The sequence below is a fragment of the Micrococcus sp. ACRRV genome (assembly GCF_022346985.1).
GTDB classification, from domain to species: Bacteria; Actinomycetota; Actinomycetes; order Actinomycetales; family Micrococcaceae; genus Micrococcus; species Micrococcus porci.
In genome coordinates, this window is the sequence record NZ_JAKRNH010000003.1 from 1 (window position 1) to 16544 (window position 16544).

The 16544-nt window shown below is 73.7% G+C and carries 14 protein-coding genes and 1 tRNA gene; 3 read left to right on the forward strand and 12 right to left on the reverse strand.

Annotation, left to right across the window (positions count from 1 at the left end):
• Positions 1–1317 (forward strand): class I SAM-dependent methyltransferase (locus MHY29_RS12370; protein WP_370643409.1); only part of this gene is annotated, 1317 nt, incomplete at its 5' end.
• Positions 1318–1459: 142 nt separating this feature from the next.
• On the opposite strand, the gene rpsA is transcribed toward MHY29_RS12370, so the two are convergent.
• The 3 genes from rpsA to polA all read right to left on the reverse strand — a co-directional run bounded on the left by rpsA (position 1460) and on the right by polA (position 7187).
• A complete protein-coding gene (rpsA, locus tag MHY29_RS00670) occupies positions 1460–2911 on the reverse strand; it encodes a 30S ribosomal protein S1 (RefSeq protein ID WP_224354937.1) in 1452 nt (483 codons plus the stop codon).
• Positions 2912–3052: 141 nt separating this feature from the next.
• On the reverse strand, positions 3053–4393 hold the full coding sequence (locus tag MHY29_RS00675; RefSeq protein ID WP_239237919.1) for a GNAT family N-acetyltransferase: 1341 nt from the start codon (positions 4391–4393) through the stop codon (positions 3053–3055).
• Entirely contained in the window at positions 4377–7187 is a 2811-nt protein-coding gene (gene polA / locus MHY29_RS00680; protein ID WP_239237920.1) for a DNA polymerase I, read from the reverse strand. Before polA ends, MHY29_RS00675 begins: the two co-directional genes overlap by 17 nt.
• A gap of 42 nt (positions 7188–7229) precedes the next feature.
• Between polA and MHY29_RS00685 the strand changes: the two genes are divergently transcribed.
• Positions 7230–7760 carry a hotdog fold thioesterase gene (locus MHY29_RS00685; RefSeq protein WP_370643411.1) on the forward strand — a complete coding sequence of 177 codons (531 nt, stop codon included), beginning with the start codon at positions 7230–7232 and terminating at the stop codon, positions 7758–7760.
• Positions 7761–7791: 31 nt separating this feature from the next.
• On the opposite strand, the gene MHY29_RS00690 is transcribed toward MHY29_RS00685, so the two are convergent.
• The 8 genes from MHY29_RS00690 to MHY29_RS00720 form a co-directional block, all read right to left on the reverse strand.
• Entirely contained in the window at positions 7792–8166 is a 375-nt protein-coding gene (locus MHY29_RS00690; protein WP_224354940.1) for a monovalent cation/H(+) antiporter subunit G, read from the reverse strand.
• A gap of 13 nt (positions 8167–8179) precedes the next feature.
• The gene (locus MHY29_RS00695; RefSeq protein WP_224354941.1) at positions 8180–8470 is read right to left on the reverse strand and encodes a monovalent cation/H+ antiporter complex subunit F; all 291 of its coding nucleotides are present in this window, start codon (positions 8468–8470) and stop codon (positions 8180–8182) included.
• Positions 8467–8901 carry a Na+/H+ antiporter subunit E gene (locus tag MHY29_RS00700; protein WP_239237921.1) on the reverse strand — a complete coding sequence of 145 codons (435 nt, stop codon included), beginning with the start codon at positions 8899–8901 and terminating at the stop codon, positions 8467–8469. The genes MHY29_RS00695 and MHY29_RS00700 overlap by 4 nt, the downstream gene beginning before the upstream one ends.
• Positions 8902–8944: 43 nt before the next feature.
• Positions 8945–10633, reverse strand: a complete 1689-nt coding sequence (locus MHY29_RS00705; protein WP_239237922.1) for a monovalent cation/H+ antiporter subunit D family protein — start codon at positions 10631–10633, stop codon at positions 8945–8947.
• Positions 10630–11085 (reverse strand): sodium:proton antiporter, encoded by a 456-nt coding sequence (locus tag MHY29_RS00710; RefSeq protein WP_224354944.1) that lies wholly within the window; start codon positions 11083–11085, stop codon positions 10630–10632. Before MHY29_RS00710 ends, MHY29_RS00705 begins: the two co-directional genes overlap by 4 nt.
• On the reverse strand, positions 11082–13919 hold the full coding sequence (locus tag MHY29_RS00715) for a DUF4040 family protein (RefSeq protein ID WP_224354945.1): 2838 nt from the start codon (positions 13917–13919) through the stop codon (positions 11082–11084). The genes MHY29_RS00710 and MHY29_RS00715 overlap by 4 nt, the downstream gene beginning before the upstream one ends.
• 43 nt (positions 13920–13962) lie before the next feature.
• Positions 13963–14088, reverse strand: coding sequence for a hypothetical protein (locus MHY29_RS12260; RefSeq protein WP_255612516.1), 126 nt, complete (start codon positions 14086–14088; stop codon positions 13963–13965).
• Positions 14089–14127: 39 nt separating this feature from the next.
• Positions 14128–14209, reverse strand: a tRNA-Leu gene (locus MHY29_RS00720).
• A 201-nt stretch (positions 14210–14410) separates the two neighbouring features.
• Between MHY29_RS00720 and MHY29_RS00725 the strand changes: the two genes are divergently transcribed.
• The gene (locus MHY29_RS00725; protein ID WP_239237923.1) at positions 14411–15016 is read left to right on the forward strand and encodes an ANTAR domain-containing response regulator; all 606 of its coding nucleotides are present in this window, start codon (positions 14411–14413) and stop codon (positions 15014–15016) included.
• Positions 15017–15037: 21 nt separating this feature from the next.
• Here the strand turns inward: MHY29_RS00725 and pyk are convergent, their stop codons facing one another.
• Positions 15038–16525: a pyruvate kinase gene (pyk, locus tag MHY29_RS00730; protein WP_224354947.1), complete on the reverse strand. Its 1488-nt coding sequence runs from the start codon at positions 16523–16525 to the stop codon at positions 15038–15040.
• Positions 16526–16544: the final 19 nt, after the last annotated feature.

Genomic DNA, 16544 nt, shown 5'->3' on the forward strand with positions numbered 1-16544 from the left:
CCCCGGGACCCCGGCCCCGCCCGCCTGACCGCCACGGAGCTCGTCACGCCCGACGCCGCGGGACGGGGGCTGCCGCGGGACTGGACGGCGGAGTTCCCCTTCGAGCGGCTCGGGCGCTGGCCGCTGCCCGAGTCCCGGGAGCGCCAGGCCCATGACGCCGCCGACCTCCTGCTGGTGGACACCCTCGCCGGGTGGACGGCGGACGGGCGCGTGCCGGGACCCGTGGCGGTGCTGCACGACCAGCACGGCGCCGTGTCACTCCCGCTGCTCGCCCGCGGGCTGAACGTGCGGCTTGGTCTGGACGAGGCGTCCGCGGCCCGTTCCGTGGCGCGCAACCTGGACCTGTTCCGGGACGCGGATGGGGCCCTGCCCGCCGGCTGGGGGCGCCTCACGGTGGGCGGGGTGGACGCCGCCACCCTCGCCGACGCGCGGACGGTGCTCCTGCTGCTCCCCCGGGCCCTGGACGCCCTGCACCTGACGGCCGCGCGCATCGCGGTCCATGCGGCCCCCGACGTGCTGGTGCTCGGCGCGGGCCGGGACAAGCACATGACGCCGTCCATGAACGACGTCCTGGCCCGCTCCTTCGCCGCCGTCGTGCCCGGGCGGGGCCGGTCCAAGTCACGCGTGATCACCGCCGCCCGCCCGGTGGACGACGCGACCGAGCCCGCCCCGCGCCGCGCGCAGCACCGGCTGGGCCGGCTGGGAGCGGTGACGCTCGTGGGCGGCTGGGCGACCTTCGGCGGCGCCGCGGCGGATCCGGGCAGCCTCCTGCTGGCGGGCACGCTCGCGGACCGCTCCCCCGCCCTGCCCGTGCCCGCGCCGCACCGGATGCGCACGGACTCCGGCCTCGGCGTGGACATCCCGTGGGCGGCGCGGGCCGGCGCGCCGGACGTCGTGGACGCCGGCTCCGGCAACGGGATGCTCTCCGTGGTGGCCGCGCGCGTCTGGCCCGACGCCGCGGTGCTGGCGAGCGACCAGTCCGCCGACGCCGTCGCCTCCTCCGCCGCCACGGCCGAGGCCAACGGCCTGGCGGAGCGGATCACGGCCGTCCAGGACGATGCCCTGGGTGCACTCCCGGACGCGTCCGTCCGCGCGGTGCTGCTCAACCCGCCGTTCCACGACGGCACGGCCGTCGACCCCACCGTGGCCCACCGGATGATCGAGGCCGCCGGGCGCATCCTCGCCCCCGGCGGGGAGCTGTGGTGTGTGTGGAACTCCCACCTGCGCCACCGCCCCGTCCTCGAGACCGCCGTGGGGCCCACGCGGCAGGTCGCACGCAACCGCACCTTCACGGTCACCGTCTCCACCCGGCGCTGACCCGGGCGACCGCCTGCCGGACACGACGGCGTCCGTCCGCGCGGACGGCGACGGGCCCCGCCCTCCGTGGGGAGGACGGGGCCCGTCGGGGTGCGGGGCGCGGTCTCAGGCGGCCGCGCCGCTCACGGCGTGATCCAGGGGATCAGTTGCCGGTGAGCTTCTCGCGCAGGGCGGCGAGGGCCTCGTCGGAGGCCAGGGTGCCGCCGTCGGAGGCCGGAGCCTCGGAGGAGTAGGAGGACGCCGTGGAGGCGTTGCCAGCCGGGGCCTGCGCCTCCTCCTCGAGGGAGCGGCGCACCTGCTCCTTGTGGGCCTCCCAGCGGGTCTGGGCGTCGGCGTACTGCTGCTCCCAGGAGGCGCGCTCGGACTCGAAGCCCTCCATCCACTCGTTGGTCTCGACGTCGAAGCCCTCGGGGTACTTGTAGTTGCCCTCGTCGTCGTACTCGGCGGCCATGCCGTACAGCGCCGGGTCGAACTCGGTGCCCTCGGGGTCCACGCCCTCGTTGGCCTGCTTGAGGGACAGCGAGATGCGACGGCGCTCGAGGTCGATGTCGATGACCTTGACGAACAGCTGGTCGTTGACGGACACGACCTGCTCGGCGGTGTCGATGTGGCGCGAGGCCAGCTCGGAGATGTGCACCAGGCCCTCGATGCCGTCCTCGACGCGCACGAACGCGCCGAAGGGGACGAGCTTGGTGACCTTGCCCGGCACGACCTGGCCCAGGGCGTGGGTGCGGGCGAACAGCTGCCACGGGTCCTCCTGGGTCGCCTTCAGCGACAGGGAGACACGCTCGCGGTCCATGTCCACGTCGAGGACCTCGACGGTGACGTCCTGGCCCACCTCGACGACCTCGGACGGGTGGTCGATGTGCTTCCAGGACAGCTCGGAGACGTGCACGAGGCCGTCCACGCCGCCCAGGTCGACGAAGGCGCCGAAGTTGACGATGGAGGACACGGTGCCCTGGCGGACCTGGCCCTTCTCCAGCTTGTGGAGGAAGTTGGAGCGGACCTCGGACTGGGTCTGCTCGAGCCAGGCGCGGCGGGACAGCACCACGTTGTTGCGGTTCTTGTCCAGCTCGATGATCTTCGCCTCGAGCTTCTGGCCGATGTAGGGGGCCAGGTCACGCACGCGGCGCATCTCGACCAGCGACGCCGGCAGGAAGCCGCGCAGGCCGATGTCGAGGATGAGGCCGCCCTTGACGACCTCGATGACGGTGCCCTCGACGACGCCGTCCTCCTCCTTGACCTTCTCGATGTCGCCCCAGGCGCGCTCGTACTGGGCGCGCTTCTTGGAGAGGATCAGACGACCCTCCTTGTCCTCCTTGGTGAGGACCAGGGCCTCGACGGTGTCGCCCACGGCCACGACCTCGTCCGGGTCCACGTCGTGCTTGATGGACAGCTCGCGGGACGGGATGACGCCCTCGGTCTTGTAGCCGATGTCGAGCAGGACCTCGTCGCGGTCCACCTTGACGACGGTGCCCTCGACGAGGTCGCCATCGTTGAAGTACTTGATGGTCGCGTCGATGGCGGCGAGCAGGTCCTCGGCAGAGCCGATGTCGTTGATGGCGACCTGCGGGGCGTTGGAAGTGGTGGTCATGTAGGAGGGACTCCGTTGGGATCAGGGATCACGTCCGGCGCGGCGCCTCAGCGGAGGCCCCCGGGGCACGACAGCGCCCCCACCCGACGTGGGTTGGATTGGTCAGTTCACGAATGCGCACGAATGTGCTGCACCAGACTATCAGAAACCCACCAGTGACCGCACGGGCACGCTCGGCCGCAGCAGCGCGTCCAGCCGCGCCCCGGCACCGGGGACGACCTCGCGCACCAGCCCCGTGGCGACCCGTGCCGCGACCCCGCCGGCCGCGCCGTGCCCTCCCAGCCACACCGCCGACAGGTCCGCCACGTCCAGCCCGAGCTCGGCCTCGCCCTCGGCGGCCTCCGTCACCTCGGCGACGCCGTCGCGCGCCCGGATCCGCCAGGCCCCCGCCGCGTGCCCGAGCGGGTCCGTCACGTCGACGACGACCTCACCGTCGCCGAGGTCCGCCCGCGCCCCCAGGGCGGCGGGGACATCGAGGATCCGGAGGTAGAGGTCGTCGCCGTCGCGTTCCGTGCGCAGGCGGCGCTCGTCCTCCAGCAGAGCCTCCGGCCACCCGGCCTCGGGCGCCCGCTCCCAGACGATCCGCTCGATGAGGTCCAGAGAGGTCAGATGGGTCAGCAGGCCGCGCCGTGCATCGGGAGTGAGCGCCAGGAAGAGCTCCATGGTCACCGTGGGCGGCTCGACGTCCCAGCCCTGGGGGCGGTAGAGCGCGATCCCCTGGGCCGTCCCCGCCGCGTCGCGGTGCACGGCCGCGTAGAGGCCGGACCCCTTGCCGTCGTTCTTGAAGCGGCTCCGGTCCTCCCACCCGATCGCGGTCATGGTGGGACGTTGAGTGGCCCCCGGGGTCAGCCGTCGCACGCGCTGGTAGAGCTCGTCGGCCAGTGCTCCGACCTCCCGAGGCTCCTCGCGCGTCACCCGGCCGGTGGACGGGGCCCCGCGCAGGCGCACGTCCCCCCGGGTGTCGAGTCGGGCGCGGCGCCAGCGGGTGGCCGCACCGAAGCCGAAGCGGCCGTAGATGGCCGCCTCCGAGGCCGTCAGGGCGGCCACCGGGACCCCGGCCGCCACGGCGTCGGCCAGGCTGCGCGTCATCATGGTGCGCAGCAGGCCGCGGCGGCGGAAGCCCGGGTCCACGGTGACGCCGGAGATCAGCCACGCGGACACGGCGACGCCGGGGCTGACCGTCAACTCGGAGCGGAAGTCCTCGAACGTCGCCACCGGGCGGGTCGTCGCGGGATCCGCGCCCAGCGGGCGCACGTCGACCATGCGTCGGCCGTCCGCCTCCCCTGCCTCGAGGAGCTGGGCCATGGCCTCTCCGGACGGGACCTGCTCATAGAAGCCCCGCTCGACGGCCGTCGTGTGCCGCTCGAACGCCGGATCGGCCGCCCGCCCCGGTGCGACCACGAGCGCGAGGCCCTGCTCGGCAAGCACCTCCGCGTCGGCCCGCGGCGTCGCCGTCGGCTGAAGGTCAGTGTGCGGCCGCATGCCAGGTCCCTCCGTGGCCCACGTGCACGTCCAGGGGCACCGAGAGGTCGGCGGCCCGGCCCATCCGCTCCTGCAGCAGAGCGGTCGCGGCGTCGAGCTCGGAGGCCGGGACCTCGAGGATGAGCTCGTCGTGGACCTGCAGCAGCAGGCGCGATCGGAGCCCCTGCTCCACCAGGCCCGCCTGCACGTCCAGCATGGCGCGCTTGATGATGTCCGCCGCCGAGCCCTGGATGGGTGCGTTGAGGGCGGCCCGCTCGGCCATGTCCCGCAACTGGCGGTTGTCGCTGGTGAGGTCCGGCAGGTAGCGGCGACGTCCCTCGATGGTGGAGGTGAAGCCGTCCCTGCGAGCCTGGGCGACGACGTCGCGCAGGTAGTCCCGCACGCCGCCGAACCGGTCGAAGTACCCCTTCATGAGGCCGCGCGCCTCGTCCACGGAGATCTTCAGCTGCTTGGACAGGCCGAAGGAGGACAGCCCGTAGGCCAGCCCGTAGCTCATCGCCTTGACCTTGGAGCGCTGCTCCGAGGTGACGTCGTCGGGGTCCACGCCGAACACCTGGGAGCCCACGAACGAGTGGAGGTCCTCCCCCGAGTTGAACGCCTCGATCAGGCCGGCGTCCTCGGAGAGGTGCGCCATGATGCGCATCTCGATCTGCGAGTAGTCGGCGGAGAGCAGCTCGGCCGGCTCGCCGTCCACGGGCGCGGCCACGAAGGCCTCACGGATCCGCCGCCCGGCCTCGGTGCGCACCGGGATGTTCTGCAGGTTCGGGTGCAGCGAGGACAGGCGGCCGGTGGCCGCGACGGTCTGCGAGTACGTGGTGTGGATCCGGCCGTCCGGGGCGACCGTCTCCCGCAGCCCCTCGACGGTCTGCCTGAGCTTGGTGGCGTCCCGGTGCGCCATGAGGTTCTCGAGGAACGGGTGCTGCGTCTGCTCCAGGAGGTCCTGCAGCGAGTCCACGTCGGTGGACCAGCCCGTCTTCGTCTTGCGGGTCTTCGGCATGTCGAGGTGCTCGAACAGCACCTCCTGCAGCTGCTTCGGGGAGCCCAGGTTGACCTTCATCCCACCGGTCTCCTCGGCCACGGACGCCCACGCGGACTCCTTGGCCGCCTCGGCGCGGTCGGTGAAGTCGGCCAGCAGGGCGGACAGGGCGTCCCCGTCCACGGCGATGCCGGCGAGCTCCATGCGGGCCAGCAGGCGCGCCAGCGGGATCTCCATCTCCTGGAGGAGCCGCTGGGCGCCGCGCTCGAGCACCTGCGGGGTGAACGCCTGGGACAGCCGGCGCACCACCCACGCGGAGCGGGCAGCCCGGGCCGCGCGCGCGGTGCGCTCGGCCTCCTCCTGCGCGCCGTCCAGGTCGAAGGCGCCCTGCTCCCCCGCGCCGGCGGCCGACTCGGGCGCCTCGAGCGGCTCCTGCAGGTGCGCCTGGGAGAGGGTGGCCAGGTCGGTGTCCCGCCGATCCGGCTGGATCAGGTAGGCCGAGAGGGCGACGTCGTCGACGACGCCGTGCAGGGACGTGTCCGCAGGCAGGGCGGTGGGGCCGGTGGGCACGGCGATCGCCTTGAGGGTGCGCTTGAGGTCGTGCACGGCCTTGGCCGCACCGTCCTCCGCCAGCGGGTCGCCGAGGGCGGCGACCAGGCCGGGGTCCGCGTCGGCGTCCGTCAGGTCCACGTAGAGGGCGGCGTCCTCGGCGGCCAGTGCGAGCCCGACGGGCGTGCCGAACGTCCCCGGGACCGGCACCTTGCGCTTGGGCAGCAGGTCCGGGCCGTCGATCTCCACGTGCAGGCCGAGCAGGGTGCCGGCGTGGGCGGAGACGAACGCGTGGACGTCGTCCGCGGTGGCGGCGAGCACGGCGGCGGGGGCCTCGGCCACGGGGGCGGCCGGAGCGGCCGAGCCGAGGCGCTCGGCGAACACCTCGAACACGCGCTCCCGGATGCGCTGGAACTGCAGCGCGTCGAACAGCTCCTCGACGACCTCCCGCTCCGGCATGGTCAGCTCCATGGCGTCCAGGGAGACGTCGAGGTCCAGGTCGCGCACGAGCGCGTTCAGGCGGCGGTTGCGGCGCACGTCGTCGAGGTGCGCGCGCAGCGCCTCGCCCTTCTTGCCGGTGATCTCGTCCGCGTGGGCGAGCACGCCGTCCAGGTCCCCGTACTTCTGCAGCCACTTCGCCGCGAAGCCGGGGCCGACGCCGGGCACGCCGGGCAGGTTGTCCGCGGACTCCCCGACGAGGGCCGCCAGCTCGGGGTACTGCTCCGGGCGGACGCCGTACTTGGCCTCCACGTCCGCGGCCGTCATGGGCGGGATGTCGGAGACGCCCTTCTTCGGGTAGAGCACCTGGGTGCGCTCCGAGATGAGTTGGAACGCGTCCCGGTCCCCCGAGACCACGCACACGTCCCAGCCCTGGGCCTCCGCCTGGGCGGAGAGGGTCGCGACGATGTCGTCGGCCTCGAAGTCCTCCTTGGTGAGCGTGGGGATGCCGAGGGCCTCCATGACCTTGACCGTCAGCTCGATCTGGCCCGCGAACTCGGCCGGGGTCTCGGAGCGCCCCGCCTTGTACTCGCCGTATTCGGCGGAGCGGAACGTGGGGCCGGAGAGGTCGAAGGCGACCGCCACGTGGGTGGGGGCCTGCTGCCGGATCATCGTGAGCAGCATGGACGTGAACCCGTACACGGCGTTGGTGTGCTGGCCGGTGTCCGTGGCGAAGTTCTCCGCCGGCAGCGCGTAGAACGCGCGGAAGGCCATGGAATGGCCGTCCAGCACGAGCAGGCGGGGACGGGCCTCGGTGCTGTTCTCACCCATGTGGTGTTGCTCCTCTCGACAGACCCTGCCAGCCTACTGGGCATGACCGACACGACCACCGCTCCCGAGCGTGCCCAGGCCCTCCTCGCGGGGCTCACCTTCCACGCCGGAATCCGCCCCGAGCTCACCGACGAGGAGCGGGCGGCGCTCGCGACGGCGGCGGGCATGACGCCCGCCGTGCAGGAGGCCCTCGGCGGCCCGGCCGTGAGCCACCTCGCCCTGAAGATGGGCATCCGGTTCCTCGAGCTGTCCGCAGAGCGCTCCGTCGCCACCATGCCGGTCGCCGGCAACGAGCAGCCCGTGGGGCTGCTCCACGGGGGAGCGCACCTGGTGCTGGCCGAGTCGCTCGGCTCCCTCTCCGCGAAGGTCCATGCCGGGCCGCACCGCGGCGCCGTGGGCACGGAGATCGGCGCGACGCATCACCGCTCGGTCCGCTCCGGCCTGGTCACCGGCACGGCCACCGCGATCCACCTGGGGCGCACGCTCACCACGCACGAGATCGTCATGACGGACGAGCAGGGGCGGCGCCTCTCCACGGTGCGGATGACGAACATGCTGCTCGACCCCCGCTGAGGGCCGACGCGCGGCCCGATCCTGCGCGGCGTCAGTCCTCCGGGTGCCGGGGCGCGGGCTCGCCGTGCTCCCGCCCGGGGGTGTCCTCCGCCAGCTCGTCGTAGTGGGCGAGGTTCATCGGCACGCCCGTCAGGTACGCCGACCGGCCCAGGGCCATGGTGGCGATCGCCGCGGTGCCCAGCTGCAGCACCACGATCAGGACGACCTTCACGAGGTTCGCGACGGACGGCATGAGCAGCAGCCCACCGGTGACGATCAGAATCATCCCGACGCCGCCGGCCGTGCCGGTCGCGGAGATGCGGGTGTAGGGGTCCGGGAAGCGGATCAGCCCGACGGCGGCGCCCAGGAACACGACGGCGCCCGCCACGGCGAGGACGGAGCCGGCCACGGTCATCACGAGGTCCACGGGGGTCCTCCTCTCAGCGCTTGCCGCGCGTCAGCGCGCGGGCCAGGGACATCCCGGAGAGGAACGCGACGATCGCCGCCACCAGCACCAGGTCGAACGTGAACGGGTTCTGCGCGCGGACGCCGAACATCACCACCATGCCCAGGACGCTGAAGGTCAGCAGGTCCCCGGAGACGGCGCGGTCGGCGTCGAGCGGGCCGCGGAGGATGCGCACGGCGGACACCAGCGCGGCCACGAGCAGCAGGGCGATGGCGAGGTCGATCCCCGCCAACGACCAGTCGTAGTCCTGCAGGAGCCCGCTCATCGGGCCACCCCCGTGCGGCGCATCGCGTGGAGCATGCGGGCCTCCATGTCGTGGATCTCGGCGCGCAGGGCGTCGGCGTCGTCGGCGTACAGGCCGTGGACGTACAGCAGGCGGCGGGCCTCGGGGGCGCCCGGCTCCTGGCCCTGGGCGCCCTCGCGCCGGGTGCCCAAGGTGAGGGTGCCCGGGGTGAGGGTGATCAGGGCGGAGAGCAGGGTGACCTCGGCGTCGGTGCGGCAGTTGCTGCGCACCCGCGCGATGCCGGAGCGAGCCTGGTCCCCGGGGGTCAGCAGGTCCTGGAGCACCGCGCCCGAGGACGTCACGAGGGCCCACGCGTACCAGCACCAGAACAGGAGCCAGCGCAGCGGCCAGGACGCCGCCGAAGCGGTGCCGGGGGTCAGGTCGACGCCCCCGTCGGGATGGTGGACGGTCATGACGAGGCCTCCTCACGCGGCGGACGGACGGTTCGGGTCGGGGTCATCGGCCGAGCACCGCCTCGATGTACGCGGTGGGGTCGGCCAGGCCGCGGGCCGCCTGGTCCGTCACGGACCAGAGCCCCTCGGCGCCGAGGCCGAGGGCGAGGGTGGCGGCGGCCATCAGCACGGCCGGGCCGGCCAGGCGCAGCGGGATGCGCGAGGCCGTGTGGTCCTCGTCCGGGTCGACGACGACGGGCAGGACGCCCGTGGGCGTGTCCAGGGTCTCCGTCGACGCCCAGGCCTCCGCGCGCTCCGAGTCCGTGCTCGAGCCGCGGCCCGCGGGGTGCACGGGGGCGCCGGCGGCCGGCATGACGCCGTCCCCGTGGACCAGGGGCAGCGCGGCGGTGTCGAGCCGCTCCCGATGGCCGTGCGGGGCCCGGGGGCGACCCCAGAACCAGGCGTCCCAGATCCGCAGAAGCGCCCACAGGCTGATGAGGGAGGCGACCAGGACGAGCACCACCGTGACCGTGCGGCCCGCCGCGACGCCGGCCAGCACCAGGGCGAGCTTGCCGGCGAACCCGGAGAACGGCGGGATGCCCACCAGGGACAGCATGCCGACGAAGAACGCGGCGGCGATCAGCGGCTCGCGCACCGCGAGGCCCTGCAGGTCGGCCAGCCGGCCGGAGCCGTAGCGCACCTCGATCGCGCCCGTGGCGGTGAGCAGGCACGCCATGACCACCATGTGGTGCACCAGGTAGAACAGGCCCGCGGACAGCCCGGCCTGGGTGGCCAGGCCGAGTCCGACCATGATGCCGCCGATGCCCGAGACCATCTGCCAGGACAGCACCGCGCGCGCCCCGTGCTCGCCCACGGACGCCACGGCGCCGACCATCAGCGTGGCCAGGCACAGCGTCAGGATGAGCCCGAGGAGGCGGGGGTCGCCGTCGTACACGACCATGTAGATCCGGTACATGGCGTAGACCGCGACCTTGGTGTGGAGCGCGGCGAAGATCGCCGTCACCGCCGGGGAGGTGGACGGGTAGGCGCGGGCGAGCCAGCCGTGCATCGGCAGCATGGACGCCTTGATGGACAGCGCGAAGAGGACGAGGCCCGCCGCGAGGGCGACGCGCACGTCGCCGCGCGCGGCCCCGGCCAGCACGGCCATGTTCACCGAGCCCGTGAGGGCGTACACGAAGCCGACGCCCGTGACGAGGATCGTGGAGGTCAGCAGGTTCAGGGTCACGTACATGCGGGCGCCGTCCACGCGCCGCAGCGGCTCACGGCGGTTCGCGGAGAGCACGTACAGCCCGTAGGAGGGCAGCAGCATGACCTCGATGAACACGAACAGGTTGAACAGGTCCGCGGTGAGCAGGGCCCCGTGCACGCCGGCCATGAGCACGAGCATGAAGGGCGCGAAGTGGGCCGAGTTGGCCACGCGGGAGCCGTAGGCGAACCACGCGCCCACGAGCGTCAGCCCCGCCGTGAGCGCGACCATCAGCCCGGTGAGCATGTCCGCGGCGAACGCGATCGCGATGCCGTCCGGCCATCCGCCCACGCCCGCGGCGGCCACGGAGCCGTCCGCCGCGCGGGCCATGAGCAGGCCTCCCCCGACGGTCCCGCCGGCGAGCACGGCGGCCAGCACGGCCCGATGGAGGCGGGGCCGGGAGCCTGCGACGACGAGCAGCCCCGCCGACAGGAGCGGCACGGCGACGAACAGGGGCAGCAGCAGTCCGACGGCGTGGTCGCTCATGCGCGCTCCTCCCGCTCGGGCGTGGCGCCGGCCTCCGGCGCGGCGGGCAGGGAGCCGGTCAGGGTGCGGGCCGCCGCATGGCGCTCGGCCAGGGGGAAGCGGGCGTCCGCGGCCGCGGCCTCGCGGACGTCGGGGCGCTCGCCCGGGGCGGCGACGGCGTCGTCCGCACGGCCGGTCACGGCGAGCACGAGCAGCAGGACGGTCACCGCGAAGGAGATGACGATGGCCGTCAGCACGAACGCCTGAGGCAACGGGTCGGCAGCCCCGGCCGGGGCGGGGCCGCCGTCCACGAACGGCAGGGCGCGGCGGTCGGTGCCGCCGGTGGCCAGGATCGCGAGGTTCGCGGCATGGCCCAGCAGGACCATGCCCAGGATCACGCGCAGCAGCTCGCGCTTGGAGAACAGGTAGACGGCGCCGGCCATGAGCAGGCCGACGGTGAGCGCGACGGTCATCGGGCCGCCTCCTCTCGGGCGGACTCGCCGCCGGTGGTCGGTGCGGGGGCGGCGTCGTCGGCGGTGGCGTTGTCCGGGCCCAGGAGGCGGAACGCGGCCACGATCAGCCCGAGGACGGCGAGGTACACGCCCATGTCGAAGGCCAGGGTGGTGCCCAGGCTGTAGCCGAGGACCTTGACGCTCGCCGACCCGAGGAAGCCCTTGCCGGTGAGGTACCCGGCCAGGCCGGCCACGGTGCCCAGGGTCACGCCGCCGCCGATCAGGGCCAGGTACGGCCAGCGCAGGCGCGGCTCGTCGTCCGTGTCCGCGGAGAGGTGCAGCAGCGCGTAGCCCGCGCCGCCGACGAGCGCGGCGATGAACCCGCCCCCGGGCTCGTAGTGGCCGCGCAGCAGCAGCAGCACGGACAGCACCAGGATGATGGGCCCCAGCGCGCGGCCGAAGGTCCGGGCGTAGACGAGGTTCTCGTGGACCGCGGCCAGCGGGGAGCGCACGTCCACGGCGGACGGCTGCGGGGGCGCCGGGCGGCGGTTCATGAGCAGGGCGGCGACGGTCAGACCGGTCACACCGAGCACCGTCATCTCCCCCAGCGTGTCGAGCGCGCGGAAGTCCACGAGGATCACGTTGACGACGTTGTGCCCGCCGGCGTCCGGGTAGGTGCGGTCCAGGTAGTACTGCGCGATGTCCGAGATCTCCCGCCGGCCCGTGAAGGCCAGCACGCTCAGGGTGGAGGCGACGCCGGCGATCACCGCGGCGGCCACCGCCCCCGCGCGGTGCGGCGTGGACTCCGCAGAGAATCGGGCGGGCAGGCGGCGGAGCAGCAGCACCATGACGCAGACGGTGAGGACCTCCACCATCAGCTGGGTGAGGGCCACGTCCACGGCCCCGAGGGTGAAGAACCACAGCGTGACGCCGAAGCCCACCGTGCCCACGACCACCATGGCCGCGATGCGGGTGCGCGCGCGCAGGGTGGCGGCCACGCCCACGCCGACGAGGGCGACCAACGCCCAGTCATGCCAGCGCGAGGGCTGCCCGACGACGGCCGGCAGATCCGGCGACGCGACGACCCCGGCCACGGCGAAGGCACCGAGCACCAGTGCGGGCATCAGCAGGTGCGCCCGCGGGGCGATGCCGCCGGAGACGCGGGAGACCGCGGCGCCCAGGGACACGGCCCCGCGCAGGATCCCGTCCACGACGCCGAGGCCCGAGAACGGCAGCCCCGCATGGGAGGCGACGCGCTCGACCGGACGGCGCGCGGCCACCAGGGCCAGGCCCGCCGCGATGACGCCTGCCGAGACGAGCAGCGCCGGGGTCACGCCGTGCCAGAGTGCGAGGTGCGCGTGGACCGGGGCGCCGGCCGCGGCCGTGGCGGCGGCCGCGACGGCCTCGTCGAGGACGCCGGGGACCAGCCCGAGGACCAGGGTCACGACCACGCCGAGCACGGGCACGGCCCAGAAGGCCGCGGGGGCCTCGTGGACGTCCTCGCCGCGGCCCGCCGACCACATGTCGGCGGCACCGGCGGGCGCGGTGCCCCACACGCCGAGGGCGCCGAGCACCAGGCGACCGGAGTAGGCGACGGTGAACACGCTGGTCAGGGCGATGCCCGCGGTGACCAGGCCGGGCAGCCAGGCCGGGCCCTGCGCACCGAGGGCGGCGTCGAGCAGGCCCTCCTTGGAGACGAAGCCCAGCAGCGGGGGCAGACCCGCCATGGAGGCGGCCGCCACGGCGATCGCGGCGCCGGTGACGGGCATCCGCACGTGGCGGGCGGCGAGGTCGCGCAGGTCGCGGGTGCCCGCCTCGTGGTCCACGACCCCGATGAGCATGAACAGCGTGGACTTGAACAGGGCGTGCGCCACGGTGTGCACCACCGCGGCGGCCAGGGCGGTGGGGGTGCCGACGCCGATCGCCGTCACCAGGAGGCCGAGCTGGCTCATGGTGGAGTAGGCCAGCAGGCCCTTGAGGTCGTGCCGGCGGATCGCGGAGACCGCGCCGAGCAGCGCCGTCGTCAGGCCGGAGCCGATCAGGAGGGCGGACCAGACGGGCGTGCCGGCCAGCACGGGGCTGAACACCAGCAGCAGGTAGATGCCGGCCTTCACCATGGCGGCGGCGTGCAGGTACGCGGAGACCGGGGAGATGGCCACCATGGAGTCCGGCAGCCAGGACTGGAACGGGAACTGCGCCGACTTGGTGAACGCGGCGACGGCCAGCAGCGCGGCCACCGGGGCGGCGAAGCCCGGGTCCGCCCACGCGTCCGAGGCCAGCGCCCCGGACAGGGACGCCGTCCCGGTGCGCGCGGCCGTCAGCGCGACCGCGGCGAGCAGGCACAGCCCTCCGCCGACCGTGACGAGGAGGGTGCGGATCGCCGGGCGGCGCGCGTGGTCCCCGGAACGGGCGATCAGCAGGAACGAGGCGAAGGACGTGAACTCCCACGCCACGAACAGGACCACCAGGTTGTCCGCCAGCACCAGCAGCAGCATGGACGCGGCGAACGCCGTCATCAGCGTGTAGAAGGAGCCGGCGCGGGCCTCGTCTCGGTCCCGGGGCAGGTACCGGCTGGAGTAGGCCAGGATGCCCGCGCCCACCACGAGCACCAGCAGCGCGAAGACGAACGCGAGTCCGTCCAGGCGCAGGTCCAGGTGGGCTCCCAGGGACGGGATCCACGGACGGCGCTCGACGACGGTCTCCCCGCCCCCGCCGGCGCGCGCGGACACGAGGGCCCCCGCGGAGGTCAGCAGGGGAAGGGCGAGGACCCATCCGGCGTCGCGGCCGAGGGTGCGCCCGAGGGGGGCGGCCAGGACGACGGCGAGGAGGGTGAGCAGGAGGCTGGTCAGCAGCATGGACACCTCGGGGGCTCGAGGGCGGACGACGGGCGGCGGCGGCTCAGCGCCGGGGCGGTTCCCCCGCCTGGACGCTCCCCCACTCGGAGATCTGCCCGTTCGTCCCCACGGCGCGCACCGGGCACGCGGTGGCCAGCAGGCTCACGGCGTGACGCTGCGGAGCGGACACGGGGGCCTCCTCCCGGCGCGCGGTTGACGCGGTTGACGGTGCCCGAAGTGGGACTCGAACCCACACGCCTTGCGGCACCGCATTTTGAGTGCGGCGTGTCTACCGATTCCACCATTCGGGCCGGCCGCCGATCGGCGGACGCGGACACTGTACCAGTGACGCGCGTGACACTCCGGGGCGGACGCGCTCGGACGTACCGGCTCCCGCCCTCCCGCGCCCGAGTAGGCTGGGTCGCAGTGCCGCCCTCGACGCCGGCCCCGGGGCTCCGGGCGACCGCTCGTCGGCGCGCCCCCGCCGTCCGTCCTGCACGAGGAGTCGCCCGATGACCATCCCCGCTGAGAGCGCCGACCCGACCGCCGGGCTGCGCGTCGTCGTCGCCGAGGACGAGGCCCTCATCCGCCTGGACGTCGTGGAGACCCTGACGCACGCCGGGCACACGGTCGTCGCGGAGGTCGGCGACGGCCAGGCCGCGGTCGCGGCCGTCCGGGAGCACCGCCCGGACATCGTGGTCATGGACGTGATGATGCCCGTCATGGACGGCATCGCCGCCGCCGGGGAGATCGCCGCCGAGCGGCTGGCCCCCGTGGTCATGCTCACCGCGTTCAGCCAGCGGGACCTCGTCGAGCGGGCCTCCCAGGTCGGTGCCATGGCCTACGTGGTCAAGCCCTTCACGGAGAAGGACCTCCTGCCCGCGATGGAGCTCGCGGTGGCGCGCTTCGACCAGCTGCGCGGGCTCGAGGAGGAGGTGCGCGGCCTGGAGGACCGGCTGGCCACGCGCAAGCTCGTGGACCGCGCCAAGTCCCTGCTGCAGGCGCACATGGACCTCTCCGAGGCCGAGTCCTTCCGCTGGATCCAGAAGACGTCCATGGACCGGCGCCTGACCATGCGCGAGGTCGCCCAGACGGTCGTCGACCAGATCGGCGCCTGACCCTCCGGTCCCCCGCGGGGATCACATCGGCGAGTGCGCCGCCCAGAAGCCGACCGGCTCGCGATCCTCCGGGGCCACGGGCGAGGAGTCCGCGGCGACGCCGTCGCCCACCCGGTGGACGCGCAGGGTGTTCGTGGAGCCGACCTTCCCAGGAGGAGAGCCCGCCGCGATCACGACGAGGTCGCCCTGCTCCGCGATCCCCTCGCTGGTGAGGGACTCCTCCACCTGCATGGTCATCTTGTCCGTGGAGTCCGCGAACGGGACCATCTTCGGGTAGACGCCCCACGTCAGGCACAGGATGTTGTGGGTGTGCTCCTCGTGCGTGAACGCGTAGATCGGCTGGCTCGGGCGCAGGCGGGACAGCCGACGCGCCGTGTCACCGGACTCCGTGAACGTGGCCAGGAACGGGATGTCCAGCTGGCCGGCCACCTCCACGGCCGCACGGGTGATCGCGCCGCCGCGGGTGCGGGGGCGCGAGCCGAGGGGGTGGATCATGTCCAGGCCGTGGGTCTCCGTGGACTCGATGATCCGCGCCATCGTCTCGACGGTCTGCACCGGGTAGGCGCCCACGGAGGTCTCGCCGGAGAGCATCACGGCGTCCGCGCCGTCCAGCACCGCGTTGGCGCAGTCCGAGGCCTCGGCGCGCGTCGGCCGGGGGTTCTCGATCATGGACTCCAGGACCTGGGTGGCAACGATGACGGGCTTCGCCCACCGGCGGGCGAGCTCGATGGCGCGCTTCTGGACGATCGGCACGTCCTCCAGCGGCAGCTCCACGCCGAGGTCGCCGCGCGCCACCATGATGGCGTCGAAGGCGTCGACGATGGCCTCGAGGTTGTCCACGGCCTGCGGCTTCTCGATCTTGGCGATCACCGGGATCCGGCGCCCGACCTCGTCCATGACCTCGTGCACGCGCGTGACGTCCGCCGCGTCGCGCACGAAGGAGAGGGCGACCATGTCCACCCCGGTCTCGAGGGCCCAGCGCAGGTCCTCCTCGTCCTTCTCCGACAGGGCGGGCACGTTCACGGCGACGCCGGGCAGGTTGATGCCCTTGTTGTCGGAGACCTTGCCGGGGACGACGACCTCGGTCACCACGTCGGTGTCCGTCACCTCCACGGCGCGCAGCCGGACCTTGCCGTCGTCGACCAGGAGCGGGTCGCCCACGCTGACGTCCCCGGGCAGGCCCTTGTGGGTGGTGCCGACGATCTCCCTGCTGCCGGTGACCTCGCGGGTGGTGATGGTGAACCGGTCCCCCACGGCGAGCTCGTGCGGCCCGTCGGAGAAGCGGGCCAGGCGGATCTTGGGGCCCTGCAGGTCCGCGAAGATCGCGACGGGGCGCTTCTCCTCGACCGAGAGCCGACGGACGCGCTCATAGGACGAGGCGTGGACCTCGTGGTCTCCGTGGCTCATGTTCAGACGGACCACGTCGGCGCCTGCCCGGATCAGCGCGCGGGTGGTCTCGTCGGTCTGGGTGGCCGGGCCGAAGGTGGCGATGATCTTGGCGTGTCTCATGGGGTCCACCCTAGGCCGC

What these genes read in the sequence shown, in the direction of transcription:
- pyk (WP_224354947.1), bottom strand. Translation starts at nt 16,525, where the DNA reads ATGAGACACGCCAAGATCATCGCCACCTTCGGCCCGGCCACCCAGACC.
- MHY29_RS00725 (WP_239237923.1), top strand. Translation starts at nt 14,411, where the DNA reads ATGACCATCCCCGCTGAGAGCGCCGACCCGACCGCCGGGCTGCGCGTC.
- rpsA (WP_224354937.1), bottom strand. Translation starts at nt 2,911, where the DNA reads ATGACCACCACTTCCAACGCCCCGCAGGTCGCCATCAACGACATCGGC.
- MHY29_RS00700 (WP_239237921.1), bottom strand. Translation starts at nt 8,901, where the DNA reads ATGACCGTCCACCATCCCGACGGGGGCGTCGACCTGACCCCCGGCACC.
- MHY29_RS00710 (WP_224354944.1), bottom strand. Translation starts at nt 11,085, where the DNA reads ATGACCGTCGCGCTCACCGTCGGCCTGCTCATGGCCGGCGCCGTCTAC.
- MHY29_RS00715 (WP_224354945.1), bottom strand. Translation starts at nt 13,919, where the DNA reads ATGCTGCTGACCAGCCTCCTGCTCACCCTCCTCGCCGTCGTCCTGGCC.
- polA (WP_239237920.1), bottom strand. Translation starts at nt 7,187, where the DNA reads ATGGGTGAGAACAGCACCGAGGCCCGTCCCCGCCTGCTCGTGCTGGAC.
- MHY29_RS00685 (WP_370643411.1), top strand. Translation starts at nt 7,230, where the DNA reads ATGACCGACACGACCACCGCTCCCGAGCGTGCCCAGGCCCTCCTCGCG.
- MHY29_RS00675 (WP_239237919.1), bottom strand. Translation starts at nt 4,393, where the DNA reads ATGCGGCCGCACACTGACCTTCAGCCGACGGCGACGCCGCGGGCCGAC.
- MHY29_RS00705 (WP_239237922.1), bottom strand. Translation starts at nt 10,633, where the DNA reads ATGAGCGACCACGCCGTCGGACTGCTGCTGCCCCTGTTCGTCGCCGTG.
- MHY29_RS00695 (WP_224354941.1), bottom strand. Translation starts at nt 8,470, where the DNA reads ATGAGCGGGCTCCTGCAGGACTACGACTGGTCGTTGGCGGGGATCGAC.